Consider the following 16,554-nt stretch of genomic DNA (forward strand, 5'->3'; position numbering starts at 1 on the left):
TGCTATGCCGCCACTGGGGTCATCAGGGTCGACGGGCACCATAGGCTCTACAGGAGAAAACGCCCAGCAGGTCCGCGTGCTCCTGTAAAATGCCGCGGTGGATGTCTCTCACCTACTCGATGATCTGAACCCCGCGCAGCGCGAAGCCGTTTCGGCACCGTCCGGCCATTATCTTGTCTTGGCTGGCGCAGGCTCCGGCAAGACGCGTGTGCTGACGCATCGCATCGCATGGCTGAACGAAGTGCACCGCGTGCCGTCGCACGGCATCCTGGCGGTGACGTTCACCAACAAGGCCGCTGGCGAGATGCGTGCGCGCGCCGACATGCAGCTGCGCAATGGCAGCCGCGGCATGTGGATCGGCACCTTCCATGGGTTGGCCCATCGCCTGCTGCGCTTGCATTGGCAGGAAGCGAAGTTGCCGGAGACCTTCCAGGTGCTGGACAGCGACGATCAGCTTCGGCTGATCAAGCGCGTCGTGCAGCAGATGGAATTGGACGAAGCGCGCTTTCCTCCGCGCCAGATCGGCTGGTGGATCAACGCGCAGAAGGACGAAGGCCGCCGGCCGCAGCATATCCAGCCGGGCGAGGACGTATGGACCGACACGCTGCGCCGCGCCTACGCGCTGTACCAGGAGCGATGCGATCGCGCCGGGTTGGTCGACTTTGCCGAGCTGTTGCTGCGCGCGCATGAATTGCTGCGCGACAATTCGGCATTGCTGGCGCATTACCGGACGCGTTTCGGCGAACTGCTGATAGACGAGTTTCAGGACACCAACGCCATCCAGTACGCCTTCGTGCGGGTATTGGCGGGCGAAAGCGGGCGTGTATTCGTGGTCGGCGATGACGATCAGGCCATCTACGGCTGGCGCGGCGCCAAGGTCGAAAACGTCCAGCGCTTCCTGAGCGACTTCCCAGGTGCGCAGACGATCCGCCTGGAGCAGAACTACCGCTCCAGCGCCAACATCCTCAATGCCGCCAACGGCGTCATCGCACATAACCCAGGTCGCATCGGCAAGCAGTTGTGGACGGATACCGGCGACGGCGATCCCATCGACCTGTACGCGGCCTACAACGAGATCGACGAAGCGCGCTTCGTGGTCGAACGCATCCGTCAGTGGGTGCGCGATGGCGGCAGCATCAGCGACGCCGCGATTCTTTACCGCAGCAACGCGCAGTCACGGGCCTTCGAAGAAGCACTGCTGGCCGAACAGGTGCCGTACCGCGTCTACGGCGGCATGCGCTTTTTCGAACGCGCCGAAATCAAGGACACGCTGGCTTATCTGCGCCTGATTGCGAATCGCGATGACGACGCCGCCTTCGAGCGCGCGGTCAATACACCAACGCGCGGCATCGGCGACCGCACCATGGATGAAGTGCGCAAATGCGCGCGCGATGGTGCGGTGCCCTTGTGGGAAGGTGCGCGCCGGATCGCTACCGGCACGGCCTTGGCGGCGCGGGCGCGCAACGCGCTGGCGGCATTCCTCGCACTGATCGACGGCTTATCCGATGAAACCGGCGAGCTGGAGCTGAAAGACAAGATTGATCATGTACTGATGCGGTCGGGGTTGCGCGACCATTACGCGGCCGAAAGCCGTGGCCAGCTGGATTCGCGCACGGACAATCTGGACGAATTGGTCTCGGTAGCTTCTCGCTTCGTGCGGCGCGAAATGGACATCGCCGACGACGAAAGCGACGAAGGCATGACGGAACTGGTGGCGTTCCTGTCCTACGCGGCGCTGGAAGCCGGAGAAGGCCAAGCTCAAGCCGGCGAGGACGGCGTGCAACTGATGACGCTGCATTCGGCCAAAGGATTGGAATTCCCGCTGGTGTTCCTGGCAGGGTTGGAAGAAGGCTTGTTCCCCAGCAACAAGTCGCTGGACGAAAGCGGTCGCCTGGAAGAAGAACGCCGGCTGGCATATGTGGGTATCACCCGCGCGCGACAGAAGCTGATACTCAGCTATGCGGAAGCGCGGCGCCTGCATGGTCAGGACATGTACGGTATTCCGTCGCGCTTCCTGCGGGAGATTCCGGCGAACCTGGTGCACGAGGTTCGCCCGCGAGTGCAGGTATCACGGCCCGTGCCGGGCTACGCGCCACGGCGGGACTTCGGCCATGCCGCCATTGAGACACCGGCGTTGAAATTGGGCCAGAACGTTCAGCACGCCAAGTTCGGGCGTGGCGTCGTCATCGACTACGAAGGCAGCGGCGCGCATGCGCGCGTGCAGGTCAATTTCGACAACGAAGGCAGCAAGTGGCTGGTTCTGGCCTACGCGAATCTGCAGGCGGTGTAGCAGATCGTCCAGCGGCACGTGGATTTCGCACCCGCACTCATTTTCGGCGTACACCCTGTAGGAGCGGCGTCCCGCCGCGAACTCTTGCTTTACCCCCAGATGCATGCCTGCCGCGGAAAGCGAAAAGCTCGCGGCGGGACGCCGCTCCTACGGGATGGGAGACCGTTGTGCATGTGCGGCCAATGAGTGCGTCGTCCTACCAGCCGTAAAGCTTCCAATACACCGGTGACACCGGGCCTTCGCCTTTGCTGCTGTCCAGGCGGCCATCTCCGTTTTCGTCGATCAGGTAATAGGTAGGCCCGCGTGCGGGAACCACCTTGACCATCTTCAGCGCCCCGCCCACCCGATACTCCTCGATCACATCACCGTTCTTCTCGGTGCGGACGGCGACCTGGGCATCGGCCAGATCCACGTCGGGGTCGTCTTGAGCACCACCAAAGACGGCGCAGCCGGCCAAGGCCAGTGTGCCGGACAACAGCAGCGCGAATTGCAGAGTCGTGCGGGACATGCCGGTTCCTCGGATCACCAATGCCGGGATTATGCGCCTGCCAGGCGGAACCGCGCCGTGATGGCTGACGTGGGAAGCGGGGGAGGTAGAATCTCGCCATGACACGACTCGTACTGATCGATGGCTCCAGCTATCTCTTCCGCGCCTTCCATGCGCTTCCGCCACTGACCAACGCCGCCGGCGAACCCACCGGCGCGCTGTTCGGCGTGGTCAACATGTTGCGTTCCACCTTGAAGGAGCAGCCCGATTACGTGGCCTTCGTGCTGGACGCCAGCGGGCCGACGTTCCGCGACGCGCTCTATCCGCAATACAAGGCCCAGCGTCCGCCGATGCCGGAGGAGCTGCGGGCCCAAGTGGAACCCATGCGCCGCATCGTCGAGGCGTTGGGGTTCCCCTTGCTGTGCATCGACGGCGTGGAAGCCGACGACGTGATCGGCACCTTGGCCCTGCAAGGCGCGGCTGAAGGCATGGAAGTGACCATCTCCACCAGCGACAAGGATTTCGCTCAGCTGGTGCGCCCGGGCATTGCGCTGGTCAACACCATGAGCGGGAGCCGATTGGATTCCGAAGCGACCGTGATGGACAAGTTCGGCGTGCGCCCGGAGCAGATCGTCGATTTGCTGGCGTTGATGGGCGATACGGTGGACAACGTGCCCGGCGTGGACAAATGCGGCCCCAAGACCGCGGCCAAATGGTTGGGCGAATACGGCACCCTGGACGCGATCATCGCCCATGCCGATCAGGTCAAGGGCAAGATCGGTGAAAACCTGCGCGCCGCGTTGCCGCGCCTGCCGTTGAATCGCGAGCTGGTCACCATCAAGACCGACGTCCCGCTGGAAGGCGGACCGGCAACGCTGGCCCTGCGCGAACGTCATGTCGAGACGCTTCGCGAAATGTACGCGCGCTACGGATTCAACCAGGCGCTCAAGGAACTGGACGGCGGCGTTGCCGCACCGCTGCAGGGCGCGCCACGGCAAGAGAAGGAACCCGGACGCGCGCGCGGTACTGGGCGCGTCGCCTCGTCCACCGAGGTCGAAGCCGTCGTCGATGCGGAACTGTCCGCGCCCGGCGAATACGAAACCGTATTGACCCATGAACAGCTCGAAGCCTGGATCGAACGCTTGCGCCAAGCCGACGAATTCGCTTTCGATAGCGAAACCGACAGCCTGGACCCCATGCGGGCCAATCTGGTCGGGTTGAGCTTCGCAGTGGAGCCCGGCAAGGCGGCTTACCTGCCGCTGGCGCATGAATATCCCGGCGCGCCAACACAGCTGGATCGCGCGTCCACATTGGCGCAGCTGGCGCCACTGTTCGCCGATGCCGGAAAGAAAAAGCTCGGCCAGCACGGCAAATACGACCTCCAGGTGCTGCGCCGCCATGGCGTCGACGTCACGGGCTACAGCGACGACACCATGCTGGAGAGCTTCGTGCTGAACTCCGGCAGCAACCGCCACGACATGGATAGCCTCGCCAAGCGCTTCCTCGGTTACGAAACCATCAAGTACGAAGCGGTAGCCGGAAAGGGCGCCAAGCAGATCCTGTTCTCGCAGGTCGCTCTGGACGACGCCACGCGCTATGCCGCCGAAGATGCCGACGTTACCTTGCGACTGCATCGCGTGCTCGCGCCGAAGTTGGCTGCCGAGCCTGGATTGCTGAATGTCTATCGCGACATCGAAATGCCGCTGGTGCCGGTGCTGGCTTCGATCGAAGCCAACGGCGTCATGATCGACGGCGACGAATTGCGGCGGCAGAGCGCCGACCTGTCCAAGCGGATGCTGGCGGCGCAACAGAAAGCCACCGAACTGGCAGGTCGCAGCTTCAATCTGGACTCCCCCAAGCAGCTGCAGGCGCTGTTGTTCGACGAGTTGAAATTGCCAGCGGTGCTGAAGACTCCGACCGGGCAACCCAGCACCAACGAAGAAGCGCTGGAAGCCATCGCCGATCAGCACGAGCTGCCACGAGTCATTCTGGAATACCGAGGTCTGGCGAAGCTGCGCAGTACGTACACCGACAAGCTGCCGGAGATGGTCAACCCAACGACCGGCCGTGTGCACACCAGTTATCACCAGGCGGGCGCCGCCACCGGCCGGCTGTCGTCCACCGATCCCAATCTGCAGAACATCCCCATCCGTACCGAGGACGGGCGGCGCATTCGCAAAGCGTTCGTCGCGCCGCCAGGCCGCAAGCTGATCGCCTGCGATTACTCGCAGATCGAGCTACGCATCATGGCTCACTTGTCCGAAGATCCCGGCCTGGTGCGCGCCTTCGAATCCGGTGCCGACATCCACAAAGCTACCGCCGCGGAAGTGTTCGGCCGCAAGATGGAAGACGTCACATCCAACGAACGGCGTGCGGCCAAGGCGATCAATTTCGGCCTGATGTATGGGATGAGCGCCTTTGGTCTGGCGCGCCAGCTAGGCATCGGCCGTGGCGAAGCGCAGGACTATATCGCCCTGTATTTCAGCCGCTATCCTGGCGTGCGCGACTTCATGGAGCGTACCCGCCAACAGGCGCGCGAATATGGATACGTGGAGACGGTTTTCGGCCGCCGCCTGTATCTGGAATACATCACCAAAGGCACGCAGGGGCAACGTGCGGGCGCCGAACGCGCCGCGATCAATGCGCCGATGCAGGGCACGGCGGCGGACATCATCAAGCGCGCGATGATTGCCGTCGATGCTTGGCTTGCTGATTATCGCGAGCGGGCCCTGATGATCCTGCAGGTGCACGATGAACTGGTATTCGAAGCGGAAGAGGATTTCGTACCCACGCTGCTCAGCGAAGCGACCCGCCTGATGGCGGGGGCGGCGCAACTCTCCGTTCCGTTAATCGTCGATAGCGGGGTCGGAGACAACTGGGATGAGGCGCATTGATAGGCCCAGGATGACAAAGCCGTTTTAGAACAGTAATTTATCGAGAGCGAGTGTGATTTTTAGTCAGGTACATTAATGAACTTACGGGTTTAGTAAACTGAATCCTCAGTAAATCTTACGGTTTATTAACGGAAATCTTCACGAACCATCCATGCTCGAAATGGTCATATAGGTCGCGACAGATGCAAGGTCTGTCGCTGGATCTCTCCCATCCCCTGGAGTGATCTCCCCCGGAACGGCGACCCCTCCCCAGGTCACGTTCCCTGGCCCCGCTGATCCCCCCCTGGTCTGCGGGGCTTTTTATTGCCTGATGATTCGTGATGGCAATGTCCAACCACCCGGGTTCCTCATAATCAGCCATCCATGACGCCCTTGTAGGAGCGACGTCCCGTCGCGAGCTTTTCCCGCCAGATTGCGAAAGAAGCGAAGAGCTCGCGCCGAGACGGCGCTCCTACAACAGCGAAAAACAACAGCGAAAAATCGCATCCACCTAGGGGACTGTCCATGCACGCCGAATTCGCCCAGATGTTCGATCTATCGATGCCCTGGTGGGCATTCGTCCTGCGGGCCTGCGTCGTGTACTTCGTGCTGTTGGGAATGATCCGGCTTTCGGGCAAGCGCACGATGGGGCAGTTCACCGCGTTCGACATGCTGCTGGTGGTGCTGTTGGGCAACGCGGTGCAGAACGCTCTGCTTGGCAGCGACAACTCGGTGGCCGGCGGTTTGTTATTGGCTGCCACGCTGATCGTATTGAATTGGTTGGTCGGAATGGTATCGGCGCGCAGCGACAGGATCGAAGCACTGGTGGAAGGCACGCCGGTGCTGCTGGCACACGATGGCAAGGTCTACAAGGATGTATTGCGGCGCGAACTAGTCAGCCGGCAGGATTTCGAAAAGGCGCTGCGCGAAGCTGGCATCGAAGGCGTCGACGATATCCGCATGGCGGTACTGGAAACCAACGGTCATATCACCGTCGTCCGGCGGGACTGATATGAATTGCATTGGAGGACGCTCGCAGCACGCTTACTCTTCCGCGTTGGTCCACCTGTTCTTCTCAGCCGCACACTGACGTCGCTCGGGTGCAACACAGCGGGATCCTGGATAAGACGCGAAGCGCAAGGCCATGCTCGCGCTGCGCCAACATCACGCCAGTTCGTTCAACCAGTCGCGCGGCCTCAGATAGTCATTGAGGCGTTGTTCCGGACTGTCGGACTCTGGTGCATAGCCGTACTCCCAGCGCACGAGCGGCGGCAGGCTCATCAGGATCGACTCGGCGCGGCCGCCGCTCTGCAGGCCGAACAAGGTGCCGCGGTCGTAGACCAGATTGAACTCGACGTAGCGGCCACGTCGGTACAGCTGGAACTCGCGCTCGCGTTCGCCATGCGCCATGTCCTTGCGGCGCTCGACCAACGGCAGGTAGGCGTCCAGAAATCCATCGCCCACCGCGCGCATGTAAGCGAAATCGGAGTCGAAGTCTTCGCCAAGATCGTCGAAGAACAATCCACCGACGCCGCGGGTCTCGTTGCGATGCTTGATGAAGAAGTACTCGTCGCACCAGCGCTTGTGCGCGTCATAGCGCGCTTGGCCGCCGAACGGTTCGCACAACTCGCGCGCTGTGCGGTGCCAGTGCAGCACGTCTTCTTCCATCGGATAGAACGGGGTCAGGTCGAAGCCGCCGCCGAACCACCATGCCACGGTCTGGCCTTCGCGCTCGGCGCGGAAATGGCGGACGTTTGCATGGGTGGTGGGCAGATAGGGATTGCGCGGGTGGAATACCAGCGAGACGCCTACCGCGCGCCAGGAGGCGCCCGCCAGTTCCGGCCGGTGGACCGATGCCGACGGCGGCAGCTGGTTGCCCGAGACATCGGAGAAGCCAATGCCTGCCTGCTCGAACACATTGCCATCACGCAGGATGCGCGTACGTCCGCCGCCGCCCAGGGATGGGCCGCTGTCGCGTGAGGCAGGATTACGGGAGCGGTCGCTGTCTACCGATCGCGTCCAGATATCTTCCTTGAATCGGGCGCGGCCGTCGGCCGCTTCGATCTGGGCGCAGATGCGGTCCTGCAGACCGGTCAGGTAATCGCGTACGGCATCGAATTCGTTCATGCCGCGCATTCTAACGGCGGCGGGTGCCATCCCGCGTGGCACTCCTTGCGCCACCCGACTTCCTGCGTCAGTGCTGAAACTCGGACCGTACGGCGCGCGTGCATAGTTGATGGACGATCCAGCCATGCAGTGCGGCAAACACGATGGCGCTGCCGGCCGTCGCCACCAGCAACGTGATGCGCAACTGCGCCAGCTCCGCCTGCACCGGCTGGGATTCCGCCGATATCGGCAGTGACTGCAGCCACTCGAATACAGCGTCCAGCATCCATACGCCCAGGAAATTCACGGCCGCGCCCACCAGCATGAAGGCGATAAACAACAGGCGGCCCCATTCGTAGCGTTTGAGCAAGCCTACCGACGCGGCCAGAAAAACAACTGACATCAGCATGAAACCCCAACCGGCCGCGGGTAGATGAGCTATCAACCATTGGCCAAACGGCGGTACCCCTTCTGCAGGAATCTCGGCGAAGACACCTCTCACTGACTCACTGCCGAACAGGACGGCGATCACCACCGCCTGCAACAAGCCGTAAACGGTACCGACGATTCCCAGGACAATGGAAATCTGGGCCATGACCGTCACGAACTGCGACGGCCGCGGCGCGGCGGCGCTGGTAGTGACCACAGGAATCTCCCTCAGCACTATTTCAGATTGTTCTCGAACAACTTCAGGATGCGCTTGTACTCATCCAGCCAGGCGTCGGCACGGACAAAGCTGTGACGTTCCATCGGGTACGGCGCCAGTTCCCAGTTGTCCTTGCGCAGTTCGATCAGCTTCTGCGTCAGCACGACCGAATCGCGGAAGAAGACGTTGTCGTCGATCATGCCGTGGGCGATCAGCAAATGGTCCTGCAGGCCCGATGCATATTCGATCGGCGAAGACTTGCGATAGGCCTCAGGGTCCAGTTCCGGGGTGTTGAGGATGTTGCTGGTGTATTCGTGGTTGTACTGGGTCCAATCCACCACCGGCCGCAGCGCGGCACCGGCCTTGAACACGCCGGGCTTGCGGAACAGCGCCATGAAGGTCATGAAACCACCGTACGAGCCGCCGTAGATGCCGGCGCGATCGCGGTCGCCTTGCTTGTTGGCGACCAGCCAATCCAGGCCATCCAGATAATCTTCCAGCTCCGGGTGGCCCATCTGCCGGTAGATCGCGGTACGCCAGTCGCGGCCATAGCCTTCGCTTGCGCGGTAGTCCAGATCCAGGACGATGTAGCCGCGCTCCACCAGCAGGTTATGGAACATCTGTTCGCGGAAGTAAGCCGGATAACGGGCATGGACGTTCTGCAGATACCCGGCGCCATGCACGAACATGACGATGGGGTAATGCTTGCCAGCCTCCAGCTGCTTGGGCCCGTAGTACTTGCCCCAGAGGGTGCCGGCGCCGTGCTTGGACGGTACTTGCACGATTTCCGGCTGGATCCAGGCGCGTGCCTTGAAGCCTGCGGTGCGGGTATCGGTCAATGCCTTGGCCGGACCACCCGCAGCGTCCACCAGTGACAACTGCGTCGGGGTGTAGCTACGCGAATGCCGCACCAGCAAGCGGCCACCATCGGGCGACTGGGCGAAATCTTCCACGCCGTCCAGCGCGGTCACTTCGGTCACCTGTTCGCTGGCCAGGTCCAGCTTGCAGACTTCGTAGTCGCCGGGCCATTCGCGGTTGCACAGGAAGAAAATGCCGCGGCCGTCGGCGGAAAGCTGTGGCGCGGACACTTCCCATTTTCCTTTGGTCAGCTGGCGCGATTTGTTGCCGTCCACCGCGTACAGATGCGCATAACCGGATTGTTCGGACAGAAACCACAAGGTCCTGTTATCCGGCAGCCAGCCGAACTCATTGAAGCCCCAATTGATCCAGGCTTCATCGGTCAGCCGATGCCGCGGCTGCAGCTTGGCGGCGGCCAAGTCGACGCTGGCGAGCCAGCGGTCCTTGTTGTCCACAGAATGGATCTGCACGGCGACTTGATTGCCGTCGTCGCTCCAGATGATGGCATTGCCATCGCCGTCGTTTTCAATACGCACATCGCGGTTGCCCTTCAGCGGCTCCTTGCCCGCGGCTTTGCGTAGAGCTGCCATCGGGTCCTTGTCGATCCCCGGCAGCGCGTCGAACTTCAGCTCCTTGATGCCGCCGTCGCTCAGATCGATTCGCCACAACGTATGCGCCACCGGCGCGTTGCGGCCGACACGGGTGCGGACTTCCTGGAATTCCTCGTAACCGGATTCGGTGACGTACTTGGGCATCTTGCCCGCCTGGCCGGCATCGGCGCCTTTCTTGCGCGTGACCACCAGCAGCCAGCGTGCGTTCGGCGAAAGCGCGCTGTCTTCGATCAGGACGTCATCGCCCAGGAAGATCGGTGCCGGCGCACGGGTGGGGTCGGCTTTGCGCCAGGCCTCGCTCTGCTTCTGCGCCGCTTCGCGCAGGGCACGGTCCTGGGCCAGCGTCTGCAAGGTGCGCAGCTGTTGCTCGCGCAGGGCATCCTGCTTGGGTTCGGAGGTCGGATCTTTCTCCGCTTTCAGCAGGGCGACCTGCGTGACCACGCCGCCGGGTGTGCTGCGATACCAATCATTGCCGTTGCGCCAGATCGCGCCGCCATTGGTGGCGAAGCGTGCGCGCGCTTCGCCGTCGTTGCTGCGGGTGAGTTGACTCAATGCACCATTACGCAGATCGCGAATGAACACATCGCCGTTGCGCACGAACAACATGCGCTGGCGCTGTGGGTCGTAAACCGGCGCATTGGCATCCAGAGTACCGCGCTGCGCGTCTTCCACCTTCTGTGCGGTGCCACCTTCGACGGGCTGTTCGTAGGTGTCGCGAATCAGGCTGCCGTTGCGTTTCAGTTCGTACTGCACGCGCTTGCCATCCCAGGCCCACCAGGCGCGCTCGACGGGCGGACCGATCCAGTCCGGGTCGGCCATTACTTGCTCGATAGTCAACGCAGAAGTCGAGGCGCTGGCAGCGTCCTGGGCATGCAGTGGGGGAGCCAGGACCAGCGAGAGCAGGAGGGCGAACGGGGCAATGCGCATCCGGGTTTCCGTTAGTGCGATGTGAAACGCCAAGATTACCAGCCTGTTGCATCCGGCTTCGAATGAACGGCGTGCTTGTCGTGCGGGTTTCGCCGAACTGTCATTTACTACACAATCTGCCGATCCTTATTTACTGCAGGGCGCAGCGCGCGCGAATGCAAGCCTACGTTTACAAAAGCCAGCGCAAGGCAGACACCTTCGTCTATCTTGCCCAGCGCGATGACTTCGCCTGCCTGCCCGAACCGTTGAGGACCCAAATGGGAGCGCTTTCCTTCGTGCTGGAGGTGGCGCTGACGCCGGACCGGAAGCTGGCGCGCGGAGACGCGGCGGTGGTTCGCCAGAATCTGGCGAGCCATGGGTTCCACATCCAGTTCCCGCCAACCCCCGGATCTGACGAACGCGCCCCTGCGCAACGCACTCCGGGCGAACGCACCGATGCTTGAAACCCGTTTTTCCATCCGACGCATCTCCATTCGGCACATCGCAGCGGCCACGCTGGCGCTGGGCGTGCTGCTGGCGGCATTGGGCGGTGTGGTTGGCGGCGTGATCGCGGCGTTGGGCGCCTGGCTGGCGCAGCCGGCGCTGGCGTTGGGCGTGTCGTGGTGGCGCGGGACGCGCGTGCTGGCGCCGCAGCGCGGTTGGCGCAGGGACCTGCCGGCGCTGCTGCTGGCCTGGGCGGTCGCGTTCGCCGCCGCCGCGATCCTGCTGGCCTGGCCTTTGGCTTCGCTGCGCGAAAGCGGCAGCCTGCCAGCGGCGCTGAGCGTCAGCGCTGTGATTGGCGCGGTGCTGATCGGTTTGTGGCGTACGTGGCCGTTGTGGCACGGCCTGGAGCGCGATGGTGGTTCGCTGATCCCGCATTGGCGGGGATTGGCCGAGCGCGACTTCCACGCGTGGCGCGGCTTGGGTGTGGCCGCGCTGGTGGGTGCGGCCGTGGGCGGCGGTCTGCTGCTGGCCTGGCCGGACTTGCTGCCTGCGGGTGGGCGAGTCGCCGTGGCGTTGGCGTACGCGCTGGTATCGCCGCTTCTGCATTGGACGCTGCAACGCATGGAAGGCGCCGGGACGCTGCCGGTGGTGGAGATGGCATCCGATGCCGCTGCCGCGCCGATGTCCGCAGCGCCTGAGCCGGATCAACTTCAACAGCCGGTTGCCGATCTGGACGCAGCGCTGTTCGAAGCCGCCCGCGCCGGACGCGTGCAGCGCGCACTGGACTTGCTCGACGCTGGCGCCGATCCACATGCTGTGCCGCCGGAAGGATCGCGTGATCAGCGCAGCCTGAGCGTGTTGGCGGCGGTGCTGCCCGATCTGCGCCTGCTGCGTGCCTTGATTGGGCAAGGTGTGGATCTCAACCAGGCGCATGCGGGCATGACGCCGCTGTTGGCCGCCACGCGTGATAGCTGGCACGGTCGCCCCGATGCGGTCACTACCCTGCTCGCCAACGGTGCCGATCCGCGCATCACCGATAACGAAGGCAATACACCGCTCCATTTCGCCGCCCGCAGCTCCGATCCCGGGGTGGTGGCGTTGCTGCGCGATGCAGCGGCGGAAGTCGATGCGCTGAATCACGACGGTCTGTCGCCGCTCGGCATCGCCTGCGTGGCGGGCAACTGGCGTTTGGCGAAGTTCCTGCTGGAGCGCGGCGCGCGACCTGATCCCCAAGGGGGCCAGCCGGTGTTGCTGGCGGCCGCCGCCACGGAAGAAGATGACCCCGCTGGCGTGCAACTGCTGTTGAAGCACAAGGCCAAGATCGATGCTCGCGATGGCCAGCTGCGCAGCGCATTGCATGAGGCGGCGCTTGCCGGGCACACCGACATCCTGACGACGCTGATCGCCGCGGGTGCCGATGTGAACGGCCGCGACAACGCCGGGCGTACGCCTTGGCTGGATGCCGCACGCGGCGGTCGCATCGGCACACTGGAAAAATTGGCGGAAGCTGGCTCGGATATCGCTGCTGTCGACGCCCAGCAGCGCAATGCCGTCATGCTGGCCTGCACCGCCGAAACCGCTTCCCCCGCGCTGATTCGACGTTTGTTGGAGATAGGCGTCGCTCCCGGCTATGCCGATGCCGAGGGCAAACGCGCCGTCGACCTGGCGGCGGCGGCGGGTCGCTGGGCGATCGTATCCGTGCTGGACCCGGACTATCCGCTGCCTTCGGCGGTTTCGCTGGGTGACGAAGAGCAAGCGCCGCCAGACCGCGCACCGCTGGCGCTGGTACGCGATGGGCTTCACGCCAGCCAGTACGACGGACTCGCCGAGTTGGCGAAATTATGTTCCGCCCAGGAACTAGGCAGCCTCCTGCACGATCCTGAGTTGGCTTTGTCGCCGACACGGTTGGAGTGGCTGTTGGCGCGGGGCGCTGATCCTGAGATCCGCGACGATTCCGGTGATGTGCTGGTGTTCTTCTTGTTGCCGGAAGGCGCCTACGCCGTGCCGGCGCTGCAGGTACTGCTGCGCCGTGGAGTCTCGCCCGCCGGTGCTGGCGGCCTGGCGCGTTTCCTGGCCGCCTGCGCGCACGACGAACAGGCCGCTCGTGGTTTGGAACAGTTTGCGTTGGAGTTGATCGAACGCGGTGCCGATCCGTTCGCGCCGTCGAAGCAGGGCGATCCGCCGCTGTCATTGTCGGTGCGCCTGGGGTGGCCCCGCTTGCTGGAACGTCTGCTCGACATTGGCGTTGACCGCGAGGCGCGAGACAGTCATGGAATGACGGCACTGCACCTGGCGGCTGCGCTGGGCCGCGAAGCCGCGTTGAAGCGCCTGATCGCCATGGGCGCTTCACCAGAATCGCGCGCTGCGGACGGACAGACACCGCTGGGCGTTGCTTTGTCGACCGGTCGGCGCGATCTGGCGGACTGGTTGGATTGGCGTGGCTGGAACCTGCCTAAGCGCGCCCTGCGTCCTTCTGACCTGCCAGCGGCGGCGATGGTCGGGGATACCGAAGCCGTACGCCGTTTGCTGGACTTGGGCTTCGCGGTCGATTCGCCGGATACCCAAGGCTGCACCGCGTTGCTGCGTGCCGCCGGCGGCGGCCATCGCACTACCGTCGAATTGCTGATTTCGCGCGGTGCCGATCCGCAGCGCGCCGCCAATACCGGCGCTACGCCGCTGTCGGCCGCGGTCAGCATGCGCCAAGCCGACATCGTCAATGCACTGCTGGCTGCGGGTGCGCAGTTGGAACATCGCCTGCCGGGCGGCGTCACTGTGCTGATGCTGGCTGCGGCGTTGGGCTTGCCCGAGATCGTCGCCAAATTGCTGACCGCCGGTGCCAATGTCCAAGCCGGCGACGCGCAAGGACTCACACCGTTGCACTGCGCCGCACTGTACGGCTTCACCGCGCGCGACAAGCCGCGCTTGGTGGCGCTGTTCGATACGTTGCTGTTGTCCGGTGCCGAGCCAGAACAGATCGCCGCCGGCGCGGTCACGCCATTGCTGCTATTGCTGGGCGCGCGCGCCGAACCAGGAACGGCCTGCGACGAAGATGTCGTGCTGGCCGGGTTGGAGCGCCTGCTCGACGAAGATGTTTCGCTCGACGTGCAGGATCCGCGCGGTTTCGGCCCACTGCATCTGGCCGCATTGCATGGTCTGCTGCGCGTCGTTCAGCGGCTGATGCGTGCGGGCGCGGATCCCGAACTGCGCGACGCCTTGAACCGCACACCACGCGAGATCGCGATCATGCGTGGGTTCGTCGATGTCGCCAGTGAATTTTCACCCGCGCTGCCGGGCGCATCGATGGCCCGCTTCCTGCGCGAACGGAGCTGAGACGCCGAATCGCGCCACCGCACCGCGTAGAGCGGAGCTTGCTCCGCTGCTTGTTGCTGCCAAGACCATTTCGAAGGGCAGCGGAGCAAGCTCCGCTCTACGAAAAAAAAGATCACGGCTATTTGTTGTCGCCCGCTGTTGCGTGCAACAGGCTTCAACTCTCCTGCGCCTCAACCCCGCCCGCATCGGCTTCCAGCAATTTTTCCAGATCGCCGATCGCATCCTTGGCGGTCTGGATCACCGCCACGTCATCGTCATAGACCAGATACTGCGCGCGCAGCAGCTTCTCATCGTGTTCGCGGAAGAGTTTCGCTTGCCGGGCAGCGGCATCCGCCGGCAAACCCAGCGCGATCAATACCTGTTCGCCCATTTCCAGGCTTGACCCGAAGGTTTCACGCACGGGCTCCGCGCTGAGATCCATCAGCCGCCACGCGTGCTGGCGGTTGCGGGCGCGGGCGAATACCTTGGCTTTCGGAAACATGCGGCGGATCAATCGCGTCGTCTTGATATTGGTGTCCGGGTCGTCCATCGCCACCACGAAAGCCTTGACGTGCTGGGCGCCGGCCGCGCGCAGCAAGTCGGGACGGGTCGGATCACCGTAATAGATGCGGGCATTGCCGAAACGGCGCAGCGTGTCGACCGTCTCCGGACTGTTCTCCAGCGCAACAAACGGCACCCGCTGCGCGGTGAGCAGGCGGCCGATGATCTGGCCGAAACGGCCCATGCCAGCGATGAGTACCTGCGGATGATCGTCGGGATAATCGTCGAACGCGCGGGACGGTGGCTTGCGTTTGGCGACACCGGCCAGCATCCGGCTCATGCCGATCAACAACAACGGCGTCAGCGCCATCGACAGACTGACGATGGCGACCAGGCGGTCGCGTAATTCGTCATCCATCAGGTTGGCTCGCACCGCTTCGCTGAACACCACGAAAGCGAACTCGCCGCCCAGCCACAGCACGCCGCCCAGCATCAGTGCCCCCCGCACATCCAACTTGCCGGGCCCCATGCCGATCAGGAACAGCATCAGGAACTTGACCGCCAGCAGGACCAAAACACCGGCACTGATGAGTTGCGGTTCGGCCATCACCCGGTCCAGATCCACGTCCATGCCGACCGCGATGAAGAACAGGCCCAGCAGCAAACCTTTGAACGGTTCGATCTGCGATTCGAGTTCGTGGCGGAATTCCGAATCCGACAGCAGCACGCCTGCCAGGAATGCCCCCAGTCCCGCGCTCAGCCCCGCGAGCTGCATGAACCAGGCGATGCCCAACACCACCAGCAGCGCGCTGGCGGTGAACACTTCCGGCATGCGTGTGCGCGCCACGATCCGGAACAGATGACGCAGCAGCAGGCGGCCGCCGAAAATGACGACGGCCACGGCGCCGACGGCCTGGAAGACGGCTGTCCAGGTAAGGGTTTCATCCTTGGCACCGCCCAGCAGCGGAATCGCCGCCAGCAGGGGAATGGCGACCAGGTCCTGGAACAGCAGGATGGCGAAACCCAGGCGTCCGTGTTCGCTGGTCAGCTCCTTGCGCTCGGACAGCAGCTGCAGGCTCACCGCCGTGGACGACAGCGCCAGACCGAGGCCGATGATCAGCGCCGTTTTCCAGTGCTGATCGGCCAACAGCGCCAACCCGCCCAGTGCCAGACCCGTCAGCAGTACCTGAAGACCGCCAGCGCCAAACACCGGCTTGCGCATCACCCGCAGCCGCGATGGCGACAATTCCAGGCCGATCACGAACAGCATCATCACCACGCCGATTTCCGCCGCGTTGAGGATGCGGTCTGCGTCCTGCACCACGCCCAGGCCGTATGGCCCCAGCACCACGCCGGTCACCAGGTACGCCAAGACGGCGCCCAGTCCGAAACGCTTGAACACCGGCACGGCGGTCACCGCGGCCAGCAAAAACACCAATGTCAATTCCAGGGCACTACCGTGCATGCGTCACCTCGAGTGACATTATGGGGCTCTTCCGAAGTTTCGAGGCATCGGGAGCGTT

The 16,554-nt window shown here is 63.6% G+C and carries 10 protein-coding genes; 5 read left to right on the forward strand and 5 right to left on the reverse strand.

The features are described from left to right. Positions 1-97 precede the first annotated feature (97 nt). Positions 98-2,290, forward strand: coding sequence for a DNA helicase II (gene uvrD / locus AADW18_RS13325; protein ID WP_337343880.1), 2,193 nt, complete (start codon positions 98-100; stop codon positions 2,288-2,290). A 196-nt stretch (positions 2,291-2,486) separates the two neighbouring features. Here the strand turns inward: uvrD and AADW18_RS13330 are convergent, their stop codons facing one another. Next, a complete protein-coding gene (locus AADW18_RS13330; protein ID WP_337343881.1) occupies positions 2,487-2,798 on the reverse strand; it encodes a DUF2782 domain-containing protein in 312 nt (103 codons plus the stop codon). A 98-nt stretch (positions 2,799-2,896) separates the two neighbouring features. Here AADW18_RS13330 and polA point away from each other — a divergent pair, with 98 nt between their 5' ends. Both polA and AADW18_RS13340 read left to right on the forward strand, forming a co-directional pair. Beyond that, complete coding sequence (gene polA / locus AADW18_RS13335; protein ID WP_337343882.1) at positions 2,897-5,671, forward strand: DNA polymerase I; 2,775 nt, start codon at positions 2,897-2,899, stop codon at positions 5,669-5,671. A 504-nt stretch (positions 5,672-6,175) separates the two neighbouring features. After that, positions 6,176-6,661, forward strand: a complete 486-nt coding sequence (locus AADW18_RS13340; protein ID WP_337343883.1) for a YetF domain-containing protein — start codon at positions 6,176-6,178, stop codon at positions 6,659-6,661. A 153-nt stretch (positions 6,662-6,814) separates the two neighbouring features. On the opposite strand, the gene hemF is transcribed toward AADW18_RS13340, so the two are convergent. From hemF to AADW18_RS13355, 3 genes are all read right to left on the reverse strand, one after another. Further along, the gene (hemF, locus tag AADW18_RS13345) at positions 6,815-7,777 is read right to left on the reverse strand and encodes an oxygen-dependent coproporphyrinogen oxidase (protein ID WP_337343884.1); all 963 of its coding nucleotides are present in this window, start codon (positions 7,775-7,777) and stop codon (positions 6,815-6,817) included. A 67-nt stretch (positions 7,778-7,844) separates the two neighbouring features. Continuing rightward, a complete protein-coding gene (locus tag AADW18_RS13350; protein ID WP_337343885.1) occupies positions 7,845-8,402 on the reverse strand; it encodes a hypothetical protein in 558 nt (185 codons plus the stop codon). Between the two features lie 17 nt (positions 8,403-8,419). After that, positions 8,420-10,798: a S9 family peptidase gene (locus tag AADW18_RS13355; RefSeq protein WP_337343886.1), complete on the reverse strand. Its 2,379-nt coding sequence runs from the start codon at positions 10,796-10,798 to the stop codon at positions 8,420-8,422. 155 nt (positions 10,799-10,953) lie between these two features. Here AADW18_RS13355 and AADW18_RS13360 point away from each other — a divergent pair, with 155 nt between their 5' ends. Both AADW18_RS13360 and AADW18_RS13365 read left to right on the forward strand, forming a co-directional pair. Then, positions 10,954-11,241, forward strand: coding sequence for a YcgL domain-containing protein (locus AADW18_RS13360; RefSeq protein WP_337343887.1), 288 nt, complete (start codon positions 10,954-10,956; stop codon positions 11,239-11,241). A gap of 37 nt (positions 11,242-11,278) precedes the next feature. After that, entirely contained in the window at positions 11,279-14,551 is a 3,273-nt protein-coding gene (locus tag AADW18_RS13365) for an ankyrin repeat domain-containing protein (protein ID WP_337343998.1), read from the forward strand. Positions 14,552-14,705: 154 nt separating this feature from the next. Here the strand turns inward: AADW18_RS13365 and AADW18_RS13370 are convergent, their stop codons facing one another. Beyond that, a complete protein-coding gene (locus AADW18_RS13370; RefSeq protein ID WP_337343888.1) occupies positions 14,706-16,496 on the reverse strand; it encodes a monovalent cation:proton antiporter-2 (CPA2) family protein in 1,791 nt (596 codons plus the stop codon). Between the last annotated feature and the right edge of the window lie 58 nt (positions 16,497-16,554).

The organism is Pseudoxanthomonas sp. CCNWLY206-1 (assembly GCF_039710385.1).
Classification (GTDB): domain Bacteria; phylum Pseudomonadota; class Gammaproteobacteria; order Xanthomonadales; family Xanthomonadaceae; genus Pseudoxanthomonas_A.

Coding starts and splice junctions, on each gene's coding strand:
- AADW18_RS13370 (WP_337343888.1), bottom strand. CDS start 16,496: ATGCACGGTAGTGCCCTGGAATTGACATTGGTGTTTTTGCTGGCCGCG.
- AADW18_RS13330 (WP_337343881.1), bottom strand. CDS start 2,798: ATGTCCCGCACGACTCTGCAATTCGCGCTGCTGTTGTCCGGCACACTG.
- AADW18_RS13355 (WP_337343886.1), bottom strand. CDS start 10,798: ATGCGCATTGCCCCGTTCGCCCTCCTGCTCTCGCTGGTCCTGGCTCCC.
- hemF (WP_337343884.1), bottom strand. CDS start 7,777: ATGAACGAATTCGATGCCGTACGCGATTACCTGACCGGTCTGCAGGAC.
- AADW18_RS13360 (WP_337343887.1), top strand. CDS start 10,954: ATGCAAGCCTACGTTTACAAAAGCCAGCGCAAGGCAGACACCTTCGTC.
- AADW18_RS13340 (WP_337343883.1), top strand. CDS start 6,176: ATGCACGCCGAATTCGCCCAGATGTTCGATCTATCGATGCCCTGGTGG.
- polA (WP_337343882.1), top strand. CDS start 2,897: ATGACACGACTCGTACTGATCGATGGCTCCAGCTATCTCTTCCGCGCC.